Raw genomic sequence first — 18,334 nt, forward strand, 5'->3', positions numbered from 1 at the left:
TCCCGGCCCTGGAGGGCGGGTTTCAGCCCGGGGGCAGCCCTGCCACCTGGCGGTACAGGGCGTCATGCCGGCCCACCATCTTCTCCAGGGACAGCTCCCGGGCGACGAAGCCCCGAGCGGCCTTGCCCATCTTCCGGGCCTCCTGGGGGTTGGCCAGCAGCCGGCGGAAGGCCTGGGCCAGCTGGGCGGGCCGCTCCGGCTCCACCACCAGGCCGCGCTCGCCGTCCGTGATGAGGTCCGGATTGCCGCCCACCCGCGTCACCACCATGGGCAGCCCGGCCGCCATGCCCTCCATCACCGCGTTGGACATGCCCTCCGCGGTGGAGCACAGGACGCCGAAGGTGGCCCGTCCGTAGAGGGCCGGGACGTCGCTCCGGTGCCCGAGGAAGCGCACCCCGTCCGCCACCCCCAGCTCGTGCGCCAGCTTCTCCAGCTCCGGCCGGCGCGGCCCGTCTCCCACGAGCCAGGCGTTCAGCCTCGTCCCCTCATGACGCAGCATGGCAAGCGCGAGGAGCAGGTCCTCCTGCCGCTTCACGGGGTGGTTCATGTTGGCGACGTGGATGACGGTGGGCGCGCCGCCGGTGTCCGGGACGGCGGCCTTGAGCCCCTCCGCCGCGCGCGCGTCGAAGCGCTGGAGGTCCAGGCCGTTGTGGATGACGGAGATGCGCGAGGCGGGCAGCCCCTCCTCGTGGATGAGCAGCTGGCGGATGGCCTCCGCGTTGGCGACGACGTGGTCCGCCAGGCGCGTCATCCGCGCGTGCAGCAGGCGGCGGGCCTTGCCCTGCCAGTGGGACAGGTCCAGCCGGCCGACGATGACCTTCGCGCCCGCGAGCTTCGCGGCCGGCACCGCGAGGATGCTGGAGTAGAAGTCGTGCACGTGCACCAGCTGCACGCGGTTGGCCTTGAGCCAGCGGGACATCCGGTGGATCTGGAACAGCGTGTTGGGCTTGAGCAGCGACCCTTCGAGGGAGAACACCTCCGGCGCGTGGCCCAGCTTCCAGACCGAGCCCATCAGCGGCCCTTCCTCCTCCAGCACCGACACCTGCAACCGGTAGCTGGAGGGCAGGCCTCGCAGCAGCTCCAGCACCTGGACCTCGGTGCCGCCAATGTGGAACGACCGGGTGAACTGCACCAGGCGGAGGGGCTCCTGCCCCATCCGCGCATCCTCACGCCGCATGCCCAGACCCCTCCCACGTGGCCACCGGTGCCTGGTCCAGCGCCGGCTGCCTCCCCACCGCCAGGGCGCGCTCCCGTGCCTGCGCGATGCGGTGCGCGCTCGCGGCCAGGCCGAAGAGCACGTAGCAGTGCGCGGACAGGATGTAGCCCGAGAACAAGTCACAGATGAGGTAGCCCGCCACCGCCGCGGACAGCGCTCTGGCCAGCCACCCCATTTCCGAGTCCGCCGACGCGGCCACCGCCCCGCCCACGGCCCCGCCCGAGAACACCAGGAAGCACAGGAGGCCAATCCACCCGAGCTCCCCGATGACGTCGAGGAAGATGTTGTGCGCCACGTAGGCGCGGCGCGCCTCCGGCGGCGCGTACTCGAACCAGGCGTAGCGGAAGCCGCCCGCGCCCACGCCCAGAAGCGGCTTGTCCAGGCTCATGCGGCTGGCCACCTGCCACGCGTAGACGCGGCCCATGGCGGACGCGTCCTCGTGGAACGACGTCACCGTCTCGTTGCGCTGCCAGAAGCTCTTGGGCGCGAACACCGCCAGGCCCGCGACGAACACGGTGCCCAGCACGATGGCCTGCATGCGGCGCTTCTCACGGATGGCCCACATGGCCATGGCCACCGACAGGCCGATGAAGCCGCCGCGCGAGTGCGACAGCACGATGGCCACCACCGCCAGCACCGCGGACACCGCGCACAGCACGCGGAACACCCACGGGGTGCTCTTGCGCGCGAGGAACGCCACCGCGAGCGGCACCACCAGCACCATGTTCATGGCCATGTGGTTGGGGTCCGCGTACACGCCGACCCAGCGCGAGCGGAAGCCCTCCACCATGTTCTCGCCGACGATGTACCAGTTGATGACGCCAATAGACGTCACGATGGCGGCCAGCACCATGGCGCCGCACATCACCGCCAGCCGCTTGGGCGTGGTGATGACGTTGACGAGCGTCAGGTAGATGGCCGTGAGCTTCAAGAGCTCCACGCCCTGGAAGCGCGTCACCTCCGGGTTCACGCTCCACGCCACCGAGCAGAACGCCAGCGACGAGAACGCCAGCAGCGCGATGCCCCGCGCCCCGTCGAAGAAGATGGGCTCCGCCTTGCCAATGCGGCGCATCACCATCAAGCCCGCGCCCAGCCCTGACGTCAGCAGCGCGAGCCGCAGCGGCTCCAGCGCGGGGATCCACTCACCCGGCACCGCGTACATCACCGCCGCGAACGCCGCGAGCATGTAGAAAGCCAGTACGTCGCGACGCTGCCCATCCGCGCCCGGTCCCATGTACCCCACCCCTTCGCTGTCGGTCGCTCGTCCCGTCACACGCGTGCCCCTGGCCCTCGTGGATTCCTGGCCGTCGGGTTCTTGCCAGGTGGCAAGAAGCAACGGCGAACAGCTAGCGGGCGAGGGGCAAAGCAGCGCGCGTGCCAGGGGATGGCAGCGAAAGAGGCCTGTGTCTTCGGGCGGTTGCGAGGCCGCCCTGGACCGCCGGGCCGGGCAAGGCTGAAAAAGCTACGGGACCGGCGCGCTCTCCATCGGTAGGACCGCGGAGGCGATCACATCCAAGCGCCCCTCGCGCAGCCACGCCGGGCCCAGCTCCGACAGCAGCCGCGCCAGCGTGCTGTTCACCACCCGACGCAGCTCCTCGCGAGCCGCTTCCGGCACCGCGGGGGACAGCGCCGCCACCGCGCGCTCCGCCGCGCTCGCCCTGAGGCGCGGGGACTCCGGGGGGCCCTCGAAGAGGCGCTGCCCCAGCTCCGCCGTGCGCCCCAGCGGCACGGGCCGCACGTCCACGCGCTCCTCCAGCACGGCCATGGACACGCCCGCCGCCCACAGCCGCTCCACGCCCAGCACGTCCAGCGACACGCCGAAGCGCGCCAGCACGGTGCGCGCCGCGTCCTCGTTGCCGCCCAGCAGCGCGCCCAGCGCCGCCACCTGGCCTTCCGCGCGCGCGAGCAGCACCTCCGAGCCGGCCACCTCCCGGAGCGAGCGGAACGGCACGGCCTCCGCGCCAGGGACGCGCAGGGCCCTGCGGGGACGCTTGCGGCGGAGGGCCTCCAGCGCGGCGGCCTCCTCCGGGAGCACCAGCGGCACGTCGTCCAGCTTCACGAAGGGCGCCTTGAAGAGGCGGTCCGCGCGGTACTTGAGCTGGAGCGTCAGCGTGAAGCCCACCTGGAAGACGCGGCGCAGGGGCGTGTCGCGCAGCACCTCCGGCGCCTTCGCGGGGTCCGCGCCCGTCAGGTGCTCCAGGCCCAGCGACAGGTAGTCGCGCACCCACTCGCCCACGCGGCGCACGGCGTCCAGGTCGCCCGGGTCGCCCAGCTCCGCGACGAGCACCGCGTTGGCCACCTCCCGCAGCTCGTCCTCCGCGTTCATCCGCTCCACGTCGGACAGGTCGCGGAAGGCCGCCTCCAGGTAGTCCACGTGGCCGCCCGCGGCGGTGAGCGCGGGCGTCCCGGCCCCCTTGGGGCGCGGCGGCACGTCCACGCGGCTGAAGAGCGTCAGGGCGTCCTCCAGCGAGGGGAAGCCCAGGTCGGACAGGCGCGCGCGGCGGAACTGGAACGCGGTCTCCTCCAGCTCGGAGGGAATCTCCCAGCGCACGGCCTCGAAGAGGCGCACGGCTTCGAAGGGGTTCTCCGCGATGAGGTCGTTGAGGAGCGCGCGCATGGCGGACATCTCCACGCCCTCCACCTTGATCTCCACCAGGTAGCGCCCTTCCGGGGTCTCCAGCGTCATGCCCTGCGGGTTGACGTCCGGGTTCTCCTCCAGGTCGTGGACGACGGTGAACTCCTTGAGGAGCGTCTCCACCACCTCCAGGTCCACCGCGTGCACCTTGCGCAGGAAGTCCTCCTGCTCGTCCCCGCGCGCGGCGCGCAGCCAGGTGAGCACCGCGTGCGGCTCCAGCTTGTCCTTCGCCCAGCCGCCCAGGTCCACGAAGGTGCGGAACTGCGCGGGGGAGGCCAGCTGCACGAGCTCCGTCGTGTCCGCCAGCCCCACCTCCTGGATGGTGACGTAGAGGTCCTCCGCCGGCAGTGAGCGCACCAGCGCGGCCGTGTCCTCCGCGTCGAAGAGCGCCGCCACCCGCTGGCGTGGGGACAGGCGCATCAACCGCTGACGCTCCTCGCGGGGCGCGAGGGGCGAACCACCACCATTCGTCTTGCCGTTCTGGGACACGCCGGGGGTGCTACCACAGCGCGCCCGGCCCCGGCAGCCTCAGACGCGGGTGGCCTTGCCGAAGGTGTCCAGCAGCGTGCCCCACACCTCCTCCACGCCCAGCTTCTCCGTGGAGGAGAACGGGATGACCGCCTCGCGGGGCAGCTCCAGCTGCTCCGCCAGCTTGTGCAGCCGGGGCTTGCGCTGCGCCTTCGTCAGCCGGTCCACCTTGGTGGCCACGACGAGGATGCGGCGGTTGTGCTCCTGGAGGTAGTCCAGCGTCTGCATGTCCTCCGGCGTCGGGCCCACTTCCGCGTCGATGATGCTCACCACCACCTCCAGCCGGTGCCGGTTCTTGAGGTAGGTGGTGATCATCTCCTGCCACTGGGCCTTGTCCGCCTTGCTCGCCTTGGCGAAGCCGTAGCCGGGCAGGTCCGCCAGGCGCACCGTGTGGCGCACGCCGTCGCGGTCCAGGTCCACGTCGAAGAAGTTGAGCGTGCGGGTGCGCCCCGGCGTGTTGGACACGCGCACCAGCTTCCGCCGGTTCGTCAGGGCGTTGATCATGGACGACTTGCCGACGTTGGAGCGGCCGACGAAGGCCACCTCCGCGGCGTGGTCCGTGGGCAGGCCCTTGAGCTCCACGGCGGTGGTGACGAAGCGGGCGTCGATAATCTTGATCAAGCGGGGGTCACTTACTTCTTCGCCGTGGCGGGAGCCGGCGTCGTGGGGGCAGGGGTCGCGTCCGCGCGGGTCTGCTTGCGGGCACGTTCGGCGGACCAGTGGTCGATGGCCTTCAGCGCTTCCTTGAAGTCGAACGGACGCAGGGACGGCGACGAGGCGTCATGGCAGGTGCGGCACTGCTTCTCCGACGGGTCCACCAGGCCCACCAGCCGCGCCAGCTCCGGGTCCTTCATCACGTAGGACGGAGAGTAGTACTGCCCGCCGCCGTGGCACGTCTCGCAGGTGACGGCCGACAGCTGCTGCTCCGCCTGGTCCGGCGCGTGGCAGGACAGGCAGCGCGCGTCCTTCTTCTGCCCTTCCGCCAGCGTCTCCGTGGCGCGGGCGTGCTTGGACTTCATCCACGCGTCGTACGCCTCCGGGTGGCAGCCCTTGCAGCTGTCGGGACCCGTGAAGTCCGCGGCGCCAGCGAGGCCACCACACACGGCGAGCAGGAGGGCGGAAAAGACCCGGAAGGCACGAGAAGACATGCCTTGAGCACGTAGCAGAGGCCCCTGGAGGGGGCAAGGCGTCTCGTTCGTGATTGAATACCGGGTGGACAGGTGCGTGGCTTGAGGTAACGGACCTTGAGACGTGCCTGCCTGATCCGCTAGGGAGGAGTCGAGATGCGGACCCCCGTGATTGCCGTCCTGTTCGCCGTTGCCGTCGCTGTCGTCTCCCTGCCTGCTTCCGCCAAGCCGTGGCAGGGCATCGAGCCCGGGTCCTCCAAGAAGGAGGACGTGGTGAAGAAGTTCGGGGAGCCGTCCCGGACCATGAGCCAGGACGGCAAGGAGATATTGGCCTACTTCGCCAAGGAGGCCATCAAGGGCACCACCCAGGCCCAGTTCAAGGTGGACCCGGCCACCCAGCTGGTGGAGCGCATCGACGTGTTCCCCGCGCCCGTCATCGAGAAGGACACCATCGAGAACAGCTACGGCCCCGCGTGCCCGGCCGGCGCCATGCCCGCCACGCCCTGCTACCTGCGCAAGCTCACGGACGACTTCCGCACCTACTTCCTCTACGTGAAGCTGGGCGTGGCCATCTTCTTCAACGAGGACGGCAAGACGGTGCAGTCCTTCGTCTTCACCACGCCCAAGGCCGCGAAGTAGCCCGTGCACGTCTTCGGCCTGACGGGCGGCATCGCCTCCGGCAAGAGCACGGTGAGCCGGATGCTGCGGGAGCTGGGCGCGCGCGTGCTGGACGCGGACGTGCTCGCCCGGGAGGTGGTGGAGCCCGGCACGCCCGGCCTCCAGCGCATCTCGGAGCGCTTCCCCGGCGTGGTGGGCCCCGACGGCCGCCTGGACCGGGTGAAGCTGGGCGCGCACATCTTCGCGGACCCCGCGGAGAGGGCCGCCCTCAACGCCATCGTGCACCCGGAGGTGCGCGCCCTCTTCCTCCAGAAGCTCCAGGCGCTGGAGGCCGAAGGCGTCACCCACGCCGTCTACGACGTGCCGCTGCTGATTGAAACCGGGCTGCACGCGGCGATGGCGGGCGTGGCCGTGGTGTGGGTGCCGCGCGAGGTGCAGAAGGCGCGGCTGATGGCGCGCGACGGGCTGGACGCGGCCCAGGCGGAAGCCCGCCTCCAGGCGCAGATGGCGCTGGATGACAAGCGCGCGCACGCGACGTGGGTCATCGACAACAGCGGCGCTCCAGAGGCCACCCGCCCGCAGGTGGAGGCGGTGTGGCGGGCGATGCTCGCGCACGGCTGACGGGCGGTTATGCTGCGCCGCGCATGAGCGAGACGTCGAAGACGCGGCACGACAGGCCTGGCACCTACTTCATCACCGGCTACCCGGGGTTCATCGGCAAGCGGCTGGTGGAGCACATCGCGCGGGAGGACCCGAAAGGGCACATCTACGCGCTCGTGCAGCCCAAGGCCTTCAAGGAGGCGCAGGCGCTCGCGGCGAAGGTGCAGGGCGCGCGCGTGGAGCTGCTCACCGGTGACGCGGTGGACATGCACCTGGGCCTGTCCGGCGAGGAGTACCAGCGCCTGTGCGAACAGGTGACGGACATCTTCCACCTGGCCGCGGTGTCACAGCTGGGCGTGCCCAAGGAGACCGCGTGGCGGGTGAACGTGGACGGCACGCGCAACCTGCTGGAGCTGGCGCGCGACTGCGAGAACCTCTCCCGCTTCAACTACTTCTCCACCTGCTACGTGTCCGGCGACCGCGTGGGCGTCATCGCCGAGGACGAGCTGGACCGGGGCCAGTCCTTCCGCAACGCGTACGAGGAGACGAAGTTCCAGGCGGAGCGGCTGGTGCAGCGCGCGGCGGCCACCCTCCCCGTCACCATCTTCCGGCCCTCCAGCGTGGTGGGCGACTCGCGCACGGGAGAAATCGACCGCTTCGAGGGCCCCTACTACCTGGGCATCCTGCTCGTCACCTCCCCGCTGGTGGTGCCGCTGCCCCTGCCGGGCAACGGCGTCGCGCCGCTCAACGTCGTGCCGGTGGACTTCGTGGTGGAGGCCGTGTGGCGGCTGTCGCGTGACGCACGCGCCCAGGGGCGCACCTTCCACCTGGTGGACCCCAACCCCATGAGCGCGCGGCGCGTGTACGAGCTCATCGCGGAGAAGGCCCACAAGCGGCTGCCGCGCTTCAACCTGTCCGCGCGCGCCGCGGACGTGATGCTGCGGCTGCCCGTGCTGGAGAAGCTGGCGCGGCCCCAGCGCGCCGCCATCAGCTACGTGAACCACCTGGCCATCTACAACTGTCACAACACGCTGGAGCTGCTCGACGGCACCGGCGTGCGCTGCCCGCCGCTGTCGTCGTATCTGGATCAGCTCGTCGCCTACGTGCGTGAGCAATACAAGCAGCGCAAGGAAGGCGCGGAGGTGGAGGATCCGCTCGACCACGGACCGCTGCCTTCACAAGACGAAGTATCAGCGCCCCGCTCGCGCCGCTGAGCAGGGTTTGAACCCGGGCGCAAGGTGCGGCGCGGCGCCCGTCGCGCGCTCGCGCCCGCCCGGCTGCTACGGCTTATTCCAGACTGACAATTGTTACTGGGTTGCTAACGCAAAGTTGCAGGGGCCCCCTCTTTTCAACGAAACAGTGTCCTGGTTAGCATGCGCTCCCACTGAACCTGGCGCGGTGAACACAACCGTGGCCGGAAGAGTGGGTTGGAGCGCAGCGCTTGCCGGTGACCGTTGACAGTCGATTCGAGTGGGCCCTCCCGGGTTCGGGTGTGGCGCCACGGCTGTCCGGCCTGTCGAAGCGCTTCTCACCCACGCTGTTCGTGTTTCACGTCCAGCCATTCCACGCGGGTCCCCGCCTTCGCGTCGTCCATGCGACCTCTGGCGTTGGGAAGCGTTCCCTATCGGGCTGTCGTCCATCCACGGCCCACCATCCGTAAGGCGAGGCCCGCCGCCCCCGGCGGTCCTCTCCTCGTGCAGTCGTCGTCTCTCGCAGTCCCCTCGTCCGGAAGTTCATCACCCCCAAGAAGGAAGGCGCATGCGTCTCAGGGAAAAGCTGTTGACCAGCCTGCTGCTGGTGCCCGTCGCGGGTACCAGTGCGTGGGCCAAGGAGCGGTCGAACTTCGACGCGTTCCTGGAGCAGCGGGAGTCCCGCCCGCTGTCCGTGGATTCCGCCGCGGCGGCGTCGCGCGGTCTGCGCATCGAGCAGACCGAGCAGCGGCTCGGCGTGCCCACGTTCGCGTGGGCGGCCCAGGACGGTGCGCAGTCCAAGTCGGTCATCCGCTCCGGCATGACGGCGGAAGCCGCGGCGCGCGCGCACCTGAAGACCGTGGCGGACAGCTACCGGCTGACCAGCACGGACGTGGCGGGCGCCACGCTGCGCTCGGTGCATGACACGGGCAAGGGCGCGGTCGTCGCCACGTTCCACCAGACGGTGAACGGCATCCCGGTCTTCCGCAACGAGGTCAAGGTCATCATGGGCCGCGACCAGCGCCTGGTGGCCGTGAGCGGCTACCTGGCCCCGTCCGAGCTCACGCAGGTCGCCCGCGCCAAGTCCCGCACCGGCGCCTTCCGCCTGGGTGCCGCGGACGCGGTCTCGTCCGCGTTCAAGGACCTGACGGGCTCCAGCGCGCCGGCGGCGTCGTTCGTCAACGCCGGCACGAAGGGGGACCACACCTTCTTCTCGCTGAGCCCCTCCGCGAAGGCCGCGCTGCCGCAGGACCTGGTCTCCCCCGCTCGCGCCCGCCAGGTGTTCTTCACGATGGCGGACGGGCTGGAGCCCGCCTGGTACGTGGAGGTCAACGCCGGCCCCAAGGCCGCGCGCTCCAGCGACTACTACGGCTACGTCATCTCCGCGTCCACCGGCCAGGTGCTCTTCCGCAACAACCTGACCGCGGACGTGGCCGCCGAGCCCTTCACGTACAAGGTCTACGCGGACGCGGCGGCGCCGTACGTGCCCGAGGACGGTCCCCAGGGCAACGACATGACGCCCCACCCCACGGGCCTCCCGGACGATTCGCAGGGTCCGCTGGGCCGCGCGGCGAAGGACATCAAGATCACGAACGTGCCGTTCGCCCTCAATGACCCGTGGCTGCCCAACAACGCCACGGTGACCACGGGCAACAACGTGGACGCGTACGCGGACCTGGAGCTGCCGGACGGCTACCAGCCTGGCTCCAAGGACATCCGGCCGACGGTCACCTCGGAGCGGACCTTCGGGTACGTCTACGACACCTCCCTGGCCCCGGACGCGAACGCCACGCAGGCCAAGGCGGCGGTGGTCAACCTCTTCTACGTCAACAACTTCCTGCACGACTGGTTCTACGACGCCGGCTTCGACGAGGCCTCGGGCAACGCCCAGTCCGTCAACTACGGCCGTGGCGGCGTGGAGGGAGACCCCATCCACGCGCAGGGCCTGGACAGCAGCGGCCGCAACAACGCGAACATGAGCACGCCGTCCGACGGTGCTTCGCCGCGCATGCAGATGTTCATCTTCGATGGTACGCCGGAGCTCTCCGTGAAGTCCCCGGAGGCCATCAAGGGCATCTACGAGGCGGCCTCGGCCAGCTACGGCTCCAAGTACTACGACGTCACGGGGGACATCCAGAATCCCCCGGACACGAACGCGCTCGGCTGCGACCCGTTCCCCGCGAACTACTTCAAGGGGAAGGTTGCCCTCATCGATCGCGGCTCGTGCAACTTCGTCGTGAAGTCGTACAACGCCCAGAAGGCGGGCGCGCTCGCCACCATCATTGGCAACAACACTGCTGGCAGCCCCATCCCCCTGGGCGGCAACGGCGTGGACGACGCGTTCATGGAGACGCCGTCGCTGATGATCACCCAGCCCGCGGCGGCGGCCTGGCGGGCGCAGCTGGCGAACGGCGCGGTCACCGTGACGCTGCGCAAGTTCGCCAAGGACGACCACGACGGCACGCTGGACAACGCGGTCATCGCGCACGAGTGGGGCCACTACATCTCCAACCGCCTCATCGGCAACGCGGCCGGCCTGTCGAACAACCAGGGCCGCTCCATGGGCGAGGGCTGGGGTGACTTCACCGCCCAGCTGATGCAGGTGCGCGACGAGGATCGCAACAAGGCCGGCAACAACCAGTTCCAGGGCGTCTACGGTGACGCGGGCTGGGCCAGCAGCAGCAGCAGCAAGCAGGGCTACTACTACGGCCTGCGCCGGCTGCCCTACACGACGGACCTGACCAAGAACGCGCTGTCGCTGCGGCACATCTCCAACGGCATCGAGCTGCCCGAAAACGCGAACGTGAGCGAATCCGACCTGCTGGGCGCACGCAACAGCGAGGTCCACAACGCCGGTGAGATCTGGGCCTCCATGCTGTGGGAGTGCTACGTGAGCCTCCTCAACGCCTACCCGTTCCAGGAGGCCCAGGACCGGATGAAGCGCTACCTCGTCGCCTCGTACAAGGCGACGCCGAACGCGCCCACCTTCCTGGAGGCGCGCGACGCCCTCCTCGCGGTGGCCCAGGCCGGCGATCCGGCCGACTACAGCCGCTTCGTGGCGGCCTTCGCCAAGCGCGGTGCGGGCTTCGGCGCCAAGGTGCCGGACCGCAACTCGTGGGACCACTTCGGCGTGGTGGAGAGCGCGGTCACGGGCAACACGATCGAGGTCACCGACGTGCGGCTGGATGACAGCCGGTCCGGCTGCGACAAGGACGGCGTGCTCGACGTGGGCGAGGAGGGCCTGCTGCACCTGACCGTGCGCAACGTGGGCGGCGGCGCGCTGGGGTCCTTCACGGGCACCCTCAGCTCCACCAGCACCACCGCGACGGTGGCCTTCTCGGGTGGCCAGACGGCGACCGTGACCGTGCCGGCGCTGGCGCGCGGCGCGGAGGCGAAGCTCACCGTGCCGGTGTCCCTGACGGCCGTGTCCGGAGCGGGTGCCACCGCCGGGCTGAAGATCGTCTTCGACGAGGCCAGCCTCCCCGAGGCGGCGAAGACGGTGGTGTTCAATCCGCGCGTCAACTACGACGACGTGCCGACGTCCGGCACGACGGAGTACTTCAAGTCCGGCCTGAGCGCGTGGACGGTGTCGGAGAACTTCAACGCGGGCGGTGACTGGAAGGTCATCCAGGAGGATACCGACAGCATCGCGCACGCTGACGACGCCAACGCCCCGGGTGAGATGACGCTCACGAGCCCCTGGCTGACGCTGAGCGCCACGGAGGGCTTCTCCTTCACCTACTACTTCCGCCACTCCTTCGAGACGGACTACACGGCGGCCGCGACTCCGTTCGACGGCGCCACCGTGGAGTACAGCACCAACGGCGTGTCGTGGGCGAACCTGAACACGCTCACCGCGAAGGTGCCGACCGTCGCGCCGAAGTACCACACGGTCGCCATCTCCACGGGCGGCGGCAACCCCATCGAGGGGCAGCGCGCCTACGCCCGCGCGTCGGCCGGGTTCCCCGGCTTCAACGTGGAGAAGTTCGACTTCAAGGACTTCTTCCAGAAGCAGGGCATCATGCGCGTCCAGCTGCGCATCCGCGTGGGTTCTGACGCGGGCCAGGGCGCGTACGGCATCGACATCGCGGAGCCCAAGTTCACGGGCGTGACCCCGGTGTTCTCGTCGCAGGTGGATCAGCCGGCGACCGCGGGCGAGTGCAACCAGCGTCCGGTGGCGCACGCCGGCGTCCCGCAGGTGGTGCCCGAGTTCACGACCGTGAACGGCCAGGTGCAGCGCACCACGGTGACCCTCGACGGCACGGGCAGCTTCGACCCGGACGCCGCTTCGGGTGACGCGCTCACGTACCAGTGGACGCAGGTGGGCGGCCAGGCTCCGGTGACGCTGACCGGCGCCACCACCGCCACGCCGACCTTCGTGACGGACGTCGCCTTCACCCAGTACCTCACCTTCCAGCTGGTGGTGACGGACGCGCAGGGCAAGACGAGCCTCCCGAAGACGGTCGACATCGGCGTGAACAACATGAACCGCGCGCCGGTCGTCGTCGCCACCGCGACGGAGTCGGTGAACGAGGGCGGGACGGCGGAGCTGGACGCCTCCGGCTCCACGGATCCGGACGGCCAGGCGCTCACCTACTCCTGGGCGCAGACCGCCGGTGACGTCACGGCGACGCTGACCAACGCCACCGCGGCCAAGGCCACGTTCACGGCCCCGGAGGTGACGGAGGACACGCAGCTGACCTTCACGGTCACGGTGTCCGACGGCACGGCCTCCACCAAGAAGTCCGTGGCGGTGACGGTGAAGAACGTCAACCGTCCGCCGGTGGTGGACGCGGGCGCGGATCAGGAAGTGGCGGCCCGTGCGGAGGTGACGCTGTCCGGCACCGCCACGGACGCCGAGGGTGACGCCATCACCTACGCCTGGACCCAGGTGAGCGGCACGCCGGTGACGCTGTCCGGGGCCGACACGGCCACCGCGAAGTTCACCGCCCCCAACGTGGTCGCGGACGAGGAGCTGTCGTTCCGCCTCACCGTGACGGCCGGTGGCGAGTCCGCCTCCGACCTGGTCAACGTGAAGGTCAGCGTGGACAACCGCGCCCCCACGGTGTCCGGCACCACCAGCACCGCGACCGAGGGCGACAAGGTGAGCATCACCACCAACGCCAAGGATCCGGACGGTGACGCGCTCACCTACGCGTGGACCCAGACGGGCGGCCCGTCCGTGAGCCTCACGGGCGCCAGCACGGCCAGGCTGGAGTTCACCGCGCCGGACGTGAAGTCCGACACGGACCTCACCTTCAGCCTCACGGTCACGGACACCCACGGCGCGTCCGCGGGCCCTGCGACCTACACGGTGAAGGTGAAGAACAAGGGCGGCGGCTGCTCGTCCACGGGCGGCTCCGCGGGCGGCATGGCGCCGCTGATGGCGCTGTTCGCGGCGATGGCGCTCGCGCGCCGTCGCAAGGCGTAAGCCGGCGCTTCGTCCTGAAGCCCTGAAGTGACGGGGGCGGTCCTCACGGCAAGTGGGGGCCGCCCCTTCTTCGTTTCCTGCGGTAGGCTCGCGCGCCTCATGGCACGCACGTTCCAGGTGGGAGACACCTTCACCCACGTCCGCCAATGCGACCGGCTGCGGCCGGTGTATTACGCGGGCGCTTCCGGGGACTACAACCCCATCCACATCGACCCGGAGGTGGGACGACAGGCCGGCTTCAACGGCGTCATCCTCCAGGGGCTCTGCACGCTGGGCTGGGCCGTGGAGGCCGTGGCCGTCTTCGTGGGAGACCCGGGCCTGGTGCGCCGCGTGAAGGTGCGCTTCTCCCGGCCGGTGCTCCCTGAAGACACCGTCACCTTCCAGGGCCGCGTCACCGCCGTCGCGGACGGCCGGCTGACGACGGAAGTCACCGCCACCAACCAGCGCGGCGAGCCCGTCCTCCGGGGCGCCGTCGTCGAAACCTCGCTCGGATAGCCATGGCCCTGGACCCCAAGTTCGTCGGCCGTGCCTACGGCCCCTTCACCTACGAGATTGGCCGGGAGAAGCTGCGCGAGTTCTCCCTCATCCTCGGCGGCTCCGTGCCCTCCGCGGGCACCTTCGGCGAGCCCCCGGAGCACGTGAGCCCCCTGCTCTATTCACAGGAGGCGGCGCAGGCCGGGCCCTACGGCGACGTCATCGCCTTCCCCAGCTTCGCGGTGGTGTTCGCCATCCGCCCCTTCAGCGCCGCCATCGCGGACCCGGAGCTGGGCGTGGACCGCGTGCGGCTGGTGCACGGGGAGCAGGAGCTGGAGTTCCTGGGCGTGATGCGCCCCGGGGACGTGCTCACCACCACGGGCCAGATTACGGAGCTGTACCGCAAGGCCGGGATGGACTTCCTCGTCGTCACCACGGAGACGCGCAACGCGAAGGGCGAGCCGGTGGTGCGCGGCGTCTGGACGGCCGTCATCCGCCCCGCGTGACACGAAGCAGCGCGGCGCCTACTCGCCGGGGGCGATGATGCCCTCGTCGAGCAGCTGCGCGAGGATGCGCGCGGTGTCCAGGCGCGACATGCCCGACAGCGCGAAGAGGTCGTCGAAGCTCACCGCGCCGTCAATCTGGGCGAGCACGAAGCCCGCGCGGTGGTCCAGGTTGAGCCAGATGATGTCGTCCGGCTGCAACCGCACGCGCGGCATGCGGTTCAGGTCCCCCAGCCGGGCCTCCAGCATGGACACCAGGATGCGCTCGCTGCGGTCCCGCAGCGCCTCCACGCGCGGGTTCTCCGGCGCCAGCGACTGCGCCCGGCGCAAGAGCTCCACCGCGCCGGAGTGATCATCCAGCGCCAGCAGGTCCTCCGCGCCCCGCAGCAGGCTCTCCACCTCCGAGCCCTCCGGCAGCCCGCCCGCCGGGGTGAAGGTGTCCGGCAGCCCGTACTCCTGCGTGCGGTGCGCCTCCGCGATGAGGTCCAGCGCGTCGCCGCGCATCCCCGTGCCCTCGGGCAGGTTCACGGACTCGCGCAAGGGGGCCTCCACGGGGCCCGGCGTGGAGGGACCGGCCCAGGCGCCCCAGTCCACCTCCTGGTCGGGGTTCGCCAGGTTCCACGCGGTGTCGCCGCCCTGCTCCCCCGGGCCGTCCCGCCCCAGCAGCCGGCGCGCGCGCGCGTTGCCGGGGTCCAGCTCCAGGGCCCTCGCGAACAGCTTCTCCGCGCCGGCCATGTCGCCACTCAGTCGCAACAGCAACCCGGCTTCGACCAGCGCCTTGGCCCGGAGCGCGTTCATGGGCTACCTCCCCGGCGTTCCGCGCGGTCCCGCCGAGCGCAACAGCGGCAGGCTCTGGGCCAGGGCCTCGCAGGCCCGCGTGAGCGCGCCCACGTCCTCCGCGCCGCGCGCCTGGCGCGCATGGTCCAGGGCCGCTTCCGCGCGGGCGACGACGTCCGGTGACAGGCCTCCGGCCCCGGGCATGAGCCGCACGCGGGAGAGCGCGTCCACCAGGTCCCGGGCCAGGGTGTCCAGCTCCACGCGCTTGGACTTCAGTTCCTCCGTGTTGCGCGCCGCCACCAGCCAGTCGCGCTGCTCCTCCATGATGCGGCGCAGCTCTTCCTCGGTGAGGCCGCTGGAGGCGGTGACGGTGATGGACTGGCGCAGGCCCGTGTCGCGGTCGCGCGCGGACACCGACACGATGCCCTCCGCGTTGATGTCGAACGTCACCTCGATTTCCACCTGTCCGCGCGGCGCCTCGCGCAGGCCGGTGAGGAGGAACTCGCCCAGGAGCTCGTTGTGGTGGGCCAGCTCGTGCTCGCCCTGGAGCACCATGATCTTCACCGTGCGCTGGAAGTCCTTGGAGGTGGCGAACACCTCCGTGGCGGACGTGGGCACGGTGGTGTTGCGCGGAATCAGCCTGCGCACGTAGCCGCCCGCGATGGCCACGCCCATGCTCTGCGGCGTGACGTCCAAAAGGAGCAGCTCGCTCTCCTGCCCCACCAGCGCGTGCGCCTGGATGGCGGCGCCCAGGGCGACGACCTCCTCGGCGTGCACGCCCTTGCAGGGCTCGCGGCGGAAGTACTGGCGCACCTGTTCGATGATGCGGGGCATGCGCGACATGCCCCCCACGAGGATGACCTCCTTCAGCTCCGAGGGGCGCACCTTCGCCTCGCCCAGGACCTCCGAGGTGATGCCCACCAGGCGCTCGCCCAGGTCCGCGGTGAGCTCCTCCAGCTTCTCGCGGGTGAGCGTGGACTGCAGGTGCAGCGCGGCGCCTCCGCCCGGCGGCGTGCAGATGAAGGGCAGGTGCACCTGCGTCTCCTTCACCGACGACAGCTCCACCTTCGCCTTCTCCGCGGCGTCCTTCAGCCGCTGCAGCGCCATGCGGTCCTTGCGCAGGTCGATGCCGTGCTCCTTGGCGAAGCTGAACACCATCCACTCGATGATGCGGTGGTCCCAGTCCTCGCCGCCGAGGAAGGTGTCCCCGCCGGTGGCCACCACGTCGAAGATGCCGTTGTTGATCTCCAGCACCGACACGTCGAAGGTGCCGCCGCCCAGGTCCAGCACGGCGATCTTCCCGTTCACCGTGCGCCCGAAGCCGTAGGCCAGCGCCGCCGCGGTGGGCTCGTTGATGATGCGAAGCACCTCCAGCCCCGCGATGCGGCCCGCGTCCTTGGTGGCCTGGCGCTGCCCGTCGTTGAAGTAGGCCGGCACGGTGATGACGGCCTGGGTGACGGGCCGGCCGAAGTGCGCCTCCGCGTCCGCCTTCAGCTCCGCCAGGATCATGGCGCTGACCTCCGGCACGGCGAGGTCGCGGCCCGCCAGCCGGATGCGCACGTCGTCGTGCTGGCCGCACACCACCTGGTACGTGAGCGCGCGCATCGCGTCCTGGACCGGGTGCGAGGAGAACTTGCGGCCGATGAGGCGCTTCGCCGCGGACACCGTCTCCTGCGGGTTGGTGATGGCCTGCCGCTTGGCGATGCCGCCCACCAGCCGCTTGCCGTTCTTCGACACCGCCACCACGGACGGGGTGAGGGGCTGGCCGGTGCGGTTCTTGATGATGATGGGCTGACCGTCCTGCACCGTGGCGACGAGGCTGTTCGTCGTCCCCAGGTCGATGCCGATCAGCGGTTCGGGCTCAGCAGCCATGGGGACGCGTGCACCTCATCACGTGAACGTCCAGCGCAGCTTCTTGAGGCCAGCGCGAGCGTCTGCGTTGTCCGGATCCAGGCGCACGACCTCCTCGAAGTGGTGCTTGGCCTGCTTCTTCTGCCCCGCAACCAGGAGCAGCTGGGCCAGCAGGAGCTGGTAGTCCGCCCTGCCCGGCTTCAGCTCCACCGCGCGCTGCGCGAGCTTCAGCACCTCCTGCGGGTCCTGCGCCAGCTCCCGCCCCACGCGCGCCGCCTGGAAGGCCGCCTCCGGGTTGTCCGCGTTGAGCGACACGGCCAGCCGGTAGGCCGCCTGCGCGCCGGCGAAGTCGCCGCGCATCTCCAGCTCCTGGCCGCGCGTCACCTCCGTCTGCGCGCGGTGCAGGTCGTGCTTGCGGCGAGCCTCCACCAGCAGCTGCGCGACCTCGCGGTTCTTCGGGTCCAGGCCCAGCACGTGGTTGAAGTCCTGGTAGGCCCGCTCGAAGTCCCCGCGCGCGGTGGCCGCCTTGCCCCGGGCAATGAGCTCCGTGAGCTTGTGGCTGCGCGCCATGTACGGGTGGCGCGCGAGGCGGGCCTGGCGCTCGGCGCGGCGGGCCTCGGACTCCGGATCATCCGCGGGCGCGGCGGCGGGAGGCGGCACCGCGGCGAAGGCCCCCGACGGCGGACGCGCGCCCGTGGAGGAAGGCTGCGTCACCGCGGCGAAGGTGCCGGACGGCGCGCGCGGGGCCGGAGCGGCTGGCGGCGGGGTGACGGGAGCGCGCGCGGCCGGGGGCGCGGCGGCGGGAGCGCGCGGCGGCTCCTGGCGGCTGAGGGCGTTGTGGGCGTCGGTGAGGCGCTTGAAGATGCGCTCCAGCCGGGCGCGGAAGCTGCCCAGGTTCTTGCCGAAGTAGCGGTCCGGGTGGAAGCGGCGGGAGGCGTTGTAATAGGCCTGCTTCACCTCCTGGGGGCTGGCGCCCCGGGCCACGCCCAGCACCGTGTGGTGGTCCATCCCGTCCAGCGAGCGCTCCATCTCGATGATGTCGCGCTTCTGTTCAGGGTCGAGGTCCACCTCCTCCGCCATGGCGGCGTCCACCACCGGGGCGGCGGGAGGCGCGCGCTGCACCACCCGGGCGGGCACGATGGCCCCCTTGGCGCGCAGCGACAGCAGCACGGCGATGGTGCGCGCCTCGCCCAGCGAGGAGCGGGACAGGACGGCGTCGATGCGCTCGACGCGGCCCACCAGCGCCAGCACCGAGCCCTCCTCCGGGCTGAGCTGGAGTCGGGCCGGGTCCAGGTGGGGCACCGTCGCGATGTGGTCGGTCCTGCCCCCCAGGCCGACGATGGGGTTGGGCGCGCTCAAGGTGTCACGTTCCGCGGGCTGGCGA

14 protein-coding genes are annotated in these 18,334 nt (G+C 70.7%); 6 read left to right on the forward strand and 8 right to left on the reverse strand.

Annotation, left to right across the window (positions count from 1 at the left end; all coding sequences use genetic code 11):
* Positions 1-22 precede the first annotated feature (22 nt).
* The 5 genes from NR792_RS11955 to NR792_RS11975 form a co-directional block, all read right to left on the reverse strand.
* Entirely contained in the window at positions 23-1,177 is a 1,155-nt protein-coding gene (locus NR792_RS11955) for a glycosyltransferase (protein ID WP_375760177.1), read from the reverse strand.
* Entirely contained in the window at positions 1,167-2,450 is a 1,284-nt protein-coding gene (locus NR792_RS11960) for an O-antigen ligase family protein (protein ID WP_375760178.1), read from the reverse strand. Before NR792_RS11960 ends, NR792_RS11955 begins: the two co-directional genes overlap by 11 nt.
* 228 nt (positions 2,451-2,678) lie before the next feature.
* Positions 2,679-4,340, reverse strand: a complete 1,662-nt coding sequence (locus tag NR792_RS11965; RefSeq protein WP_375760179.1) for a DUF6178 family protein — start codon at positions 4,338-4,340, stop codon at positions 2,679-2,681.
* A 39-nt stretch (positions 4,341-4,379) separates the two neighbouring features.
* Positions 4,380-5,000 (reverse strand): ribosome biogenesis GTP-binding protein YihA/YsxC, encoded by a 621-nt coding sequence (yihA, locus tag NR792_RS11970; protein ID WP_375760180.1) that lies wholly within the window; start codon positions 4,998-5,000, stop codon positions 4,380-4,382.
* A gap of 11 nt (positions 5,001-5,011) precedes the next feature.
* Entirely contained in the window at positions 5,012-5,527 is a 516-nt protein-coding gene (locus NR792_RS11975; protein ID WP_120525928.1) for a multiheme c-type cytochrome, read from the reverse strand.
* A 135-nt stretch (positions 5,528-5,662) separates the two neighbouring features.
* On the opposite strand from NR792_RS11975, the gene NR792_RS11980 reads away from it, so the two are divergent.
* The 6 genes from NR792_RS11980 (at position 5,663) to NR792_RS12005 (ending at position 14,325) form a co-directional block, all read left to right on the forward strand.
* Positions 5,663-6,145, forward strand: coding sequence for a hypothetical protein (locus tag NR792_RS11980; RefSeq protein WP_375760181.1), 483 nt, complete (start codon positions 5,663-5,665; stop codon positions 6,143-6,145).
* Between the two features lie 3 nt (positions 6,146-6,148).
* A complete protein-coding gene (gene coaE / locus NR792_RS11985) occupies positions 6,149-6,745 on the forward strand; it encodes a dephospho-CoA kinase (RefSeq protein ID WP_375760182.1) in 597 nt (198 codons plus the stop codon).
* Between the two features lie 23 nt (positions 6,746-6,768).
* A complete protein-coding gene (locus NR792_RS11990; RefSeq protein WP_375760183.1) occupies positions 6,769-7,938 on the forward strand; it encodes an SDR family oxidoreductase in 1,170 nt (389 codons plus the stop codon).
* A gap of 544 nt (positions 7,939-8,482) precedes the next feature.
* Positions 8,483-13,345, forward strand: a complete 4,863-nt coding sequence (locus NR792_RS11995; protein ID WP_375760184.1) for a myxosortase-dependent M36 family metallopeptidase — start codon at positions 8,483-8,485, stop codon at positions 13,343-13,345.
* Between the two features lie 99 nt (positions 13,346-13,444).
* Positions 13,445-13,840, forward strand: coding sequence for a MaoC family dehydratase (locus NR792_RS12000; RefSeq protein ID WP_375760185.1), 396 nt, complete (start codon positions 13,445-13,447; stop codon positions 13,838-13,840).
* A gap of 2 nt (positions 13,841-13,842) precedes the next feature.
* Positions 13,843-14,325, forward strand: a complete 483-nt coding sequence (locus tag NR792_RS12005) for a MaoC family dehydratase N-terminal domain-containing protein (protein WP_375760186.1) — start codon at positions 13,843-13,845, stop codon at positions 14,323-14,325.
* A gap of 18 nt (positions 14,326-14,343) precedes the next feature.
* Here NR792_RS12005 and NR792_RS12010 read toward each other — a convergent pair whose 3' ends face one another.
* The 3 genes from NR792_RS12010 to NR792_RS12020 are packed head-to-tail and all read right to left on the reverse strand — an operon-like array spanning position 14,344 to position 18,309.
* Positions 14,344-15,120, reverse strand: a complete 777-nt coding sequence (locus NR792_RS12010) for a hypothetical protein (protein WP_375760187.1) — start codon at positions 15,118-15,120, stop codon at positions 14,344-14,346.
* Positions 15,121-15,123: 3 nt separating this feature from the next.
* On the reverse strand, positions 15,124-16,971 hold the full coding sequence (dnaK, locus tag NR792_RS12015) for a molecular chaperone DnaK (protein ID WP_375760188.1): 1,848 nt from the start codon (positions 16,969-16,971) through the stop codon (positions 15,124-15,126).
* Between the two features lie 18 nt (positions 16,972-16,989).
* Positions 16,990-18,309, reverse strand: a complete 1,320-nt coding sequence (locus tag NR792_RS12020; RefSeq protein ID WP_375760189.1) for a tetratricopeptide repeat protein — start codon at positions 18,307-18,309, stop codon at positions 16,990-16,992.
* Between the last annotated feature and the right edge of the window lie 25 nt (positions 18,310-18,334).

Source organism: Corallococcus exercitus (assembly GCF_042231735.1).
In the GTDB taxonomy this organism is placed as follows: domain Bacteria; phylum Myxococcota; class Myxococcia; order Myxococcales; family Myxococcaceae; genus Corallococcus; species Corallococcus exercitus_B.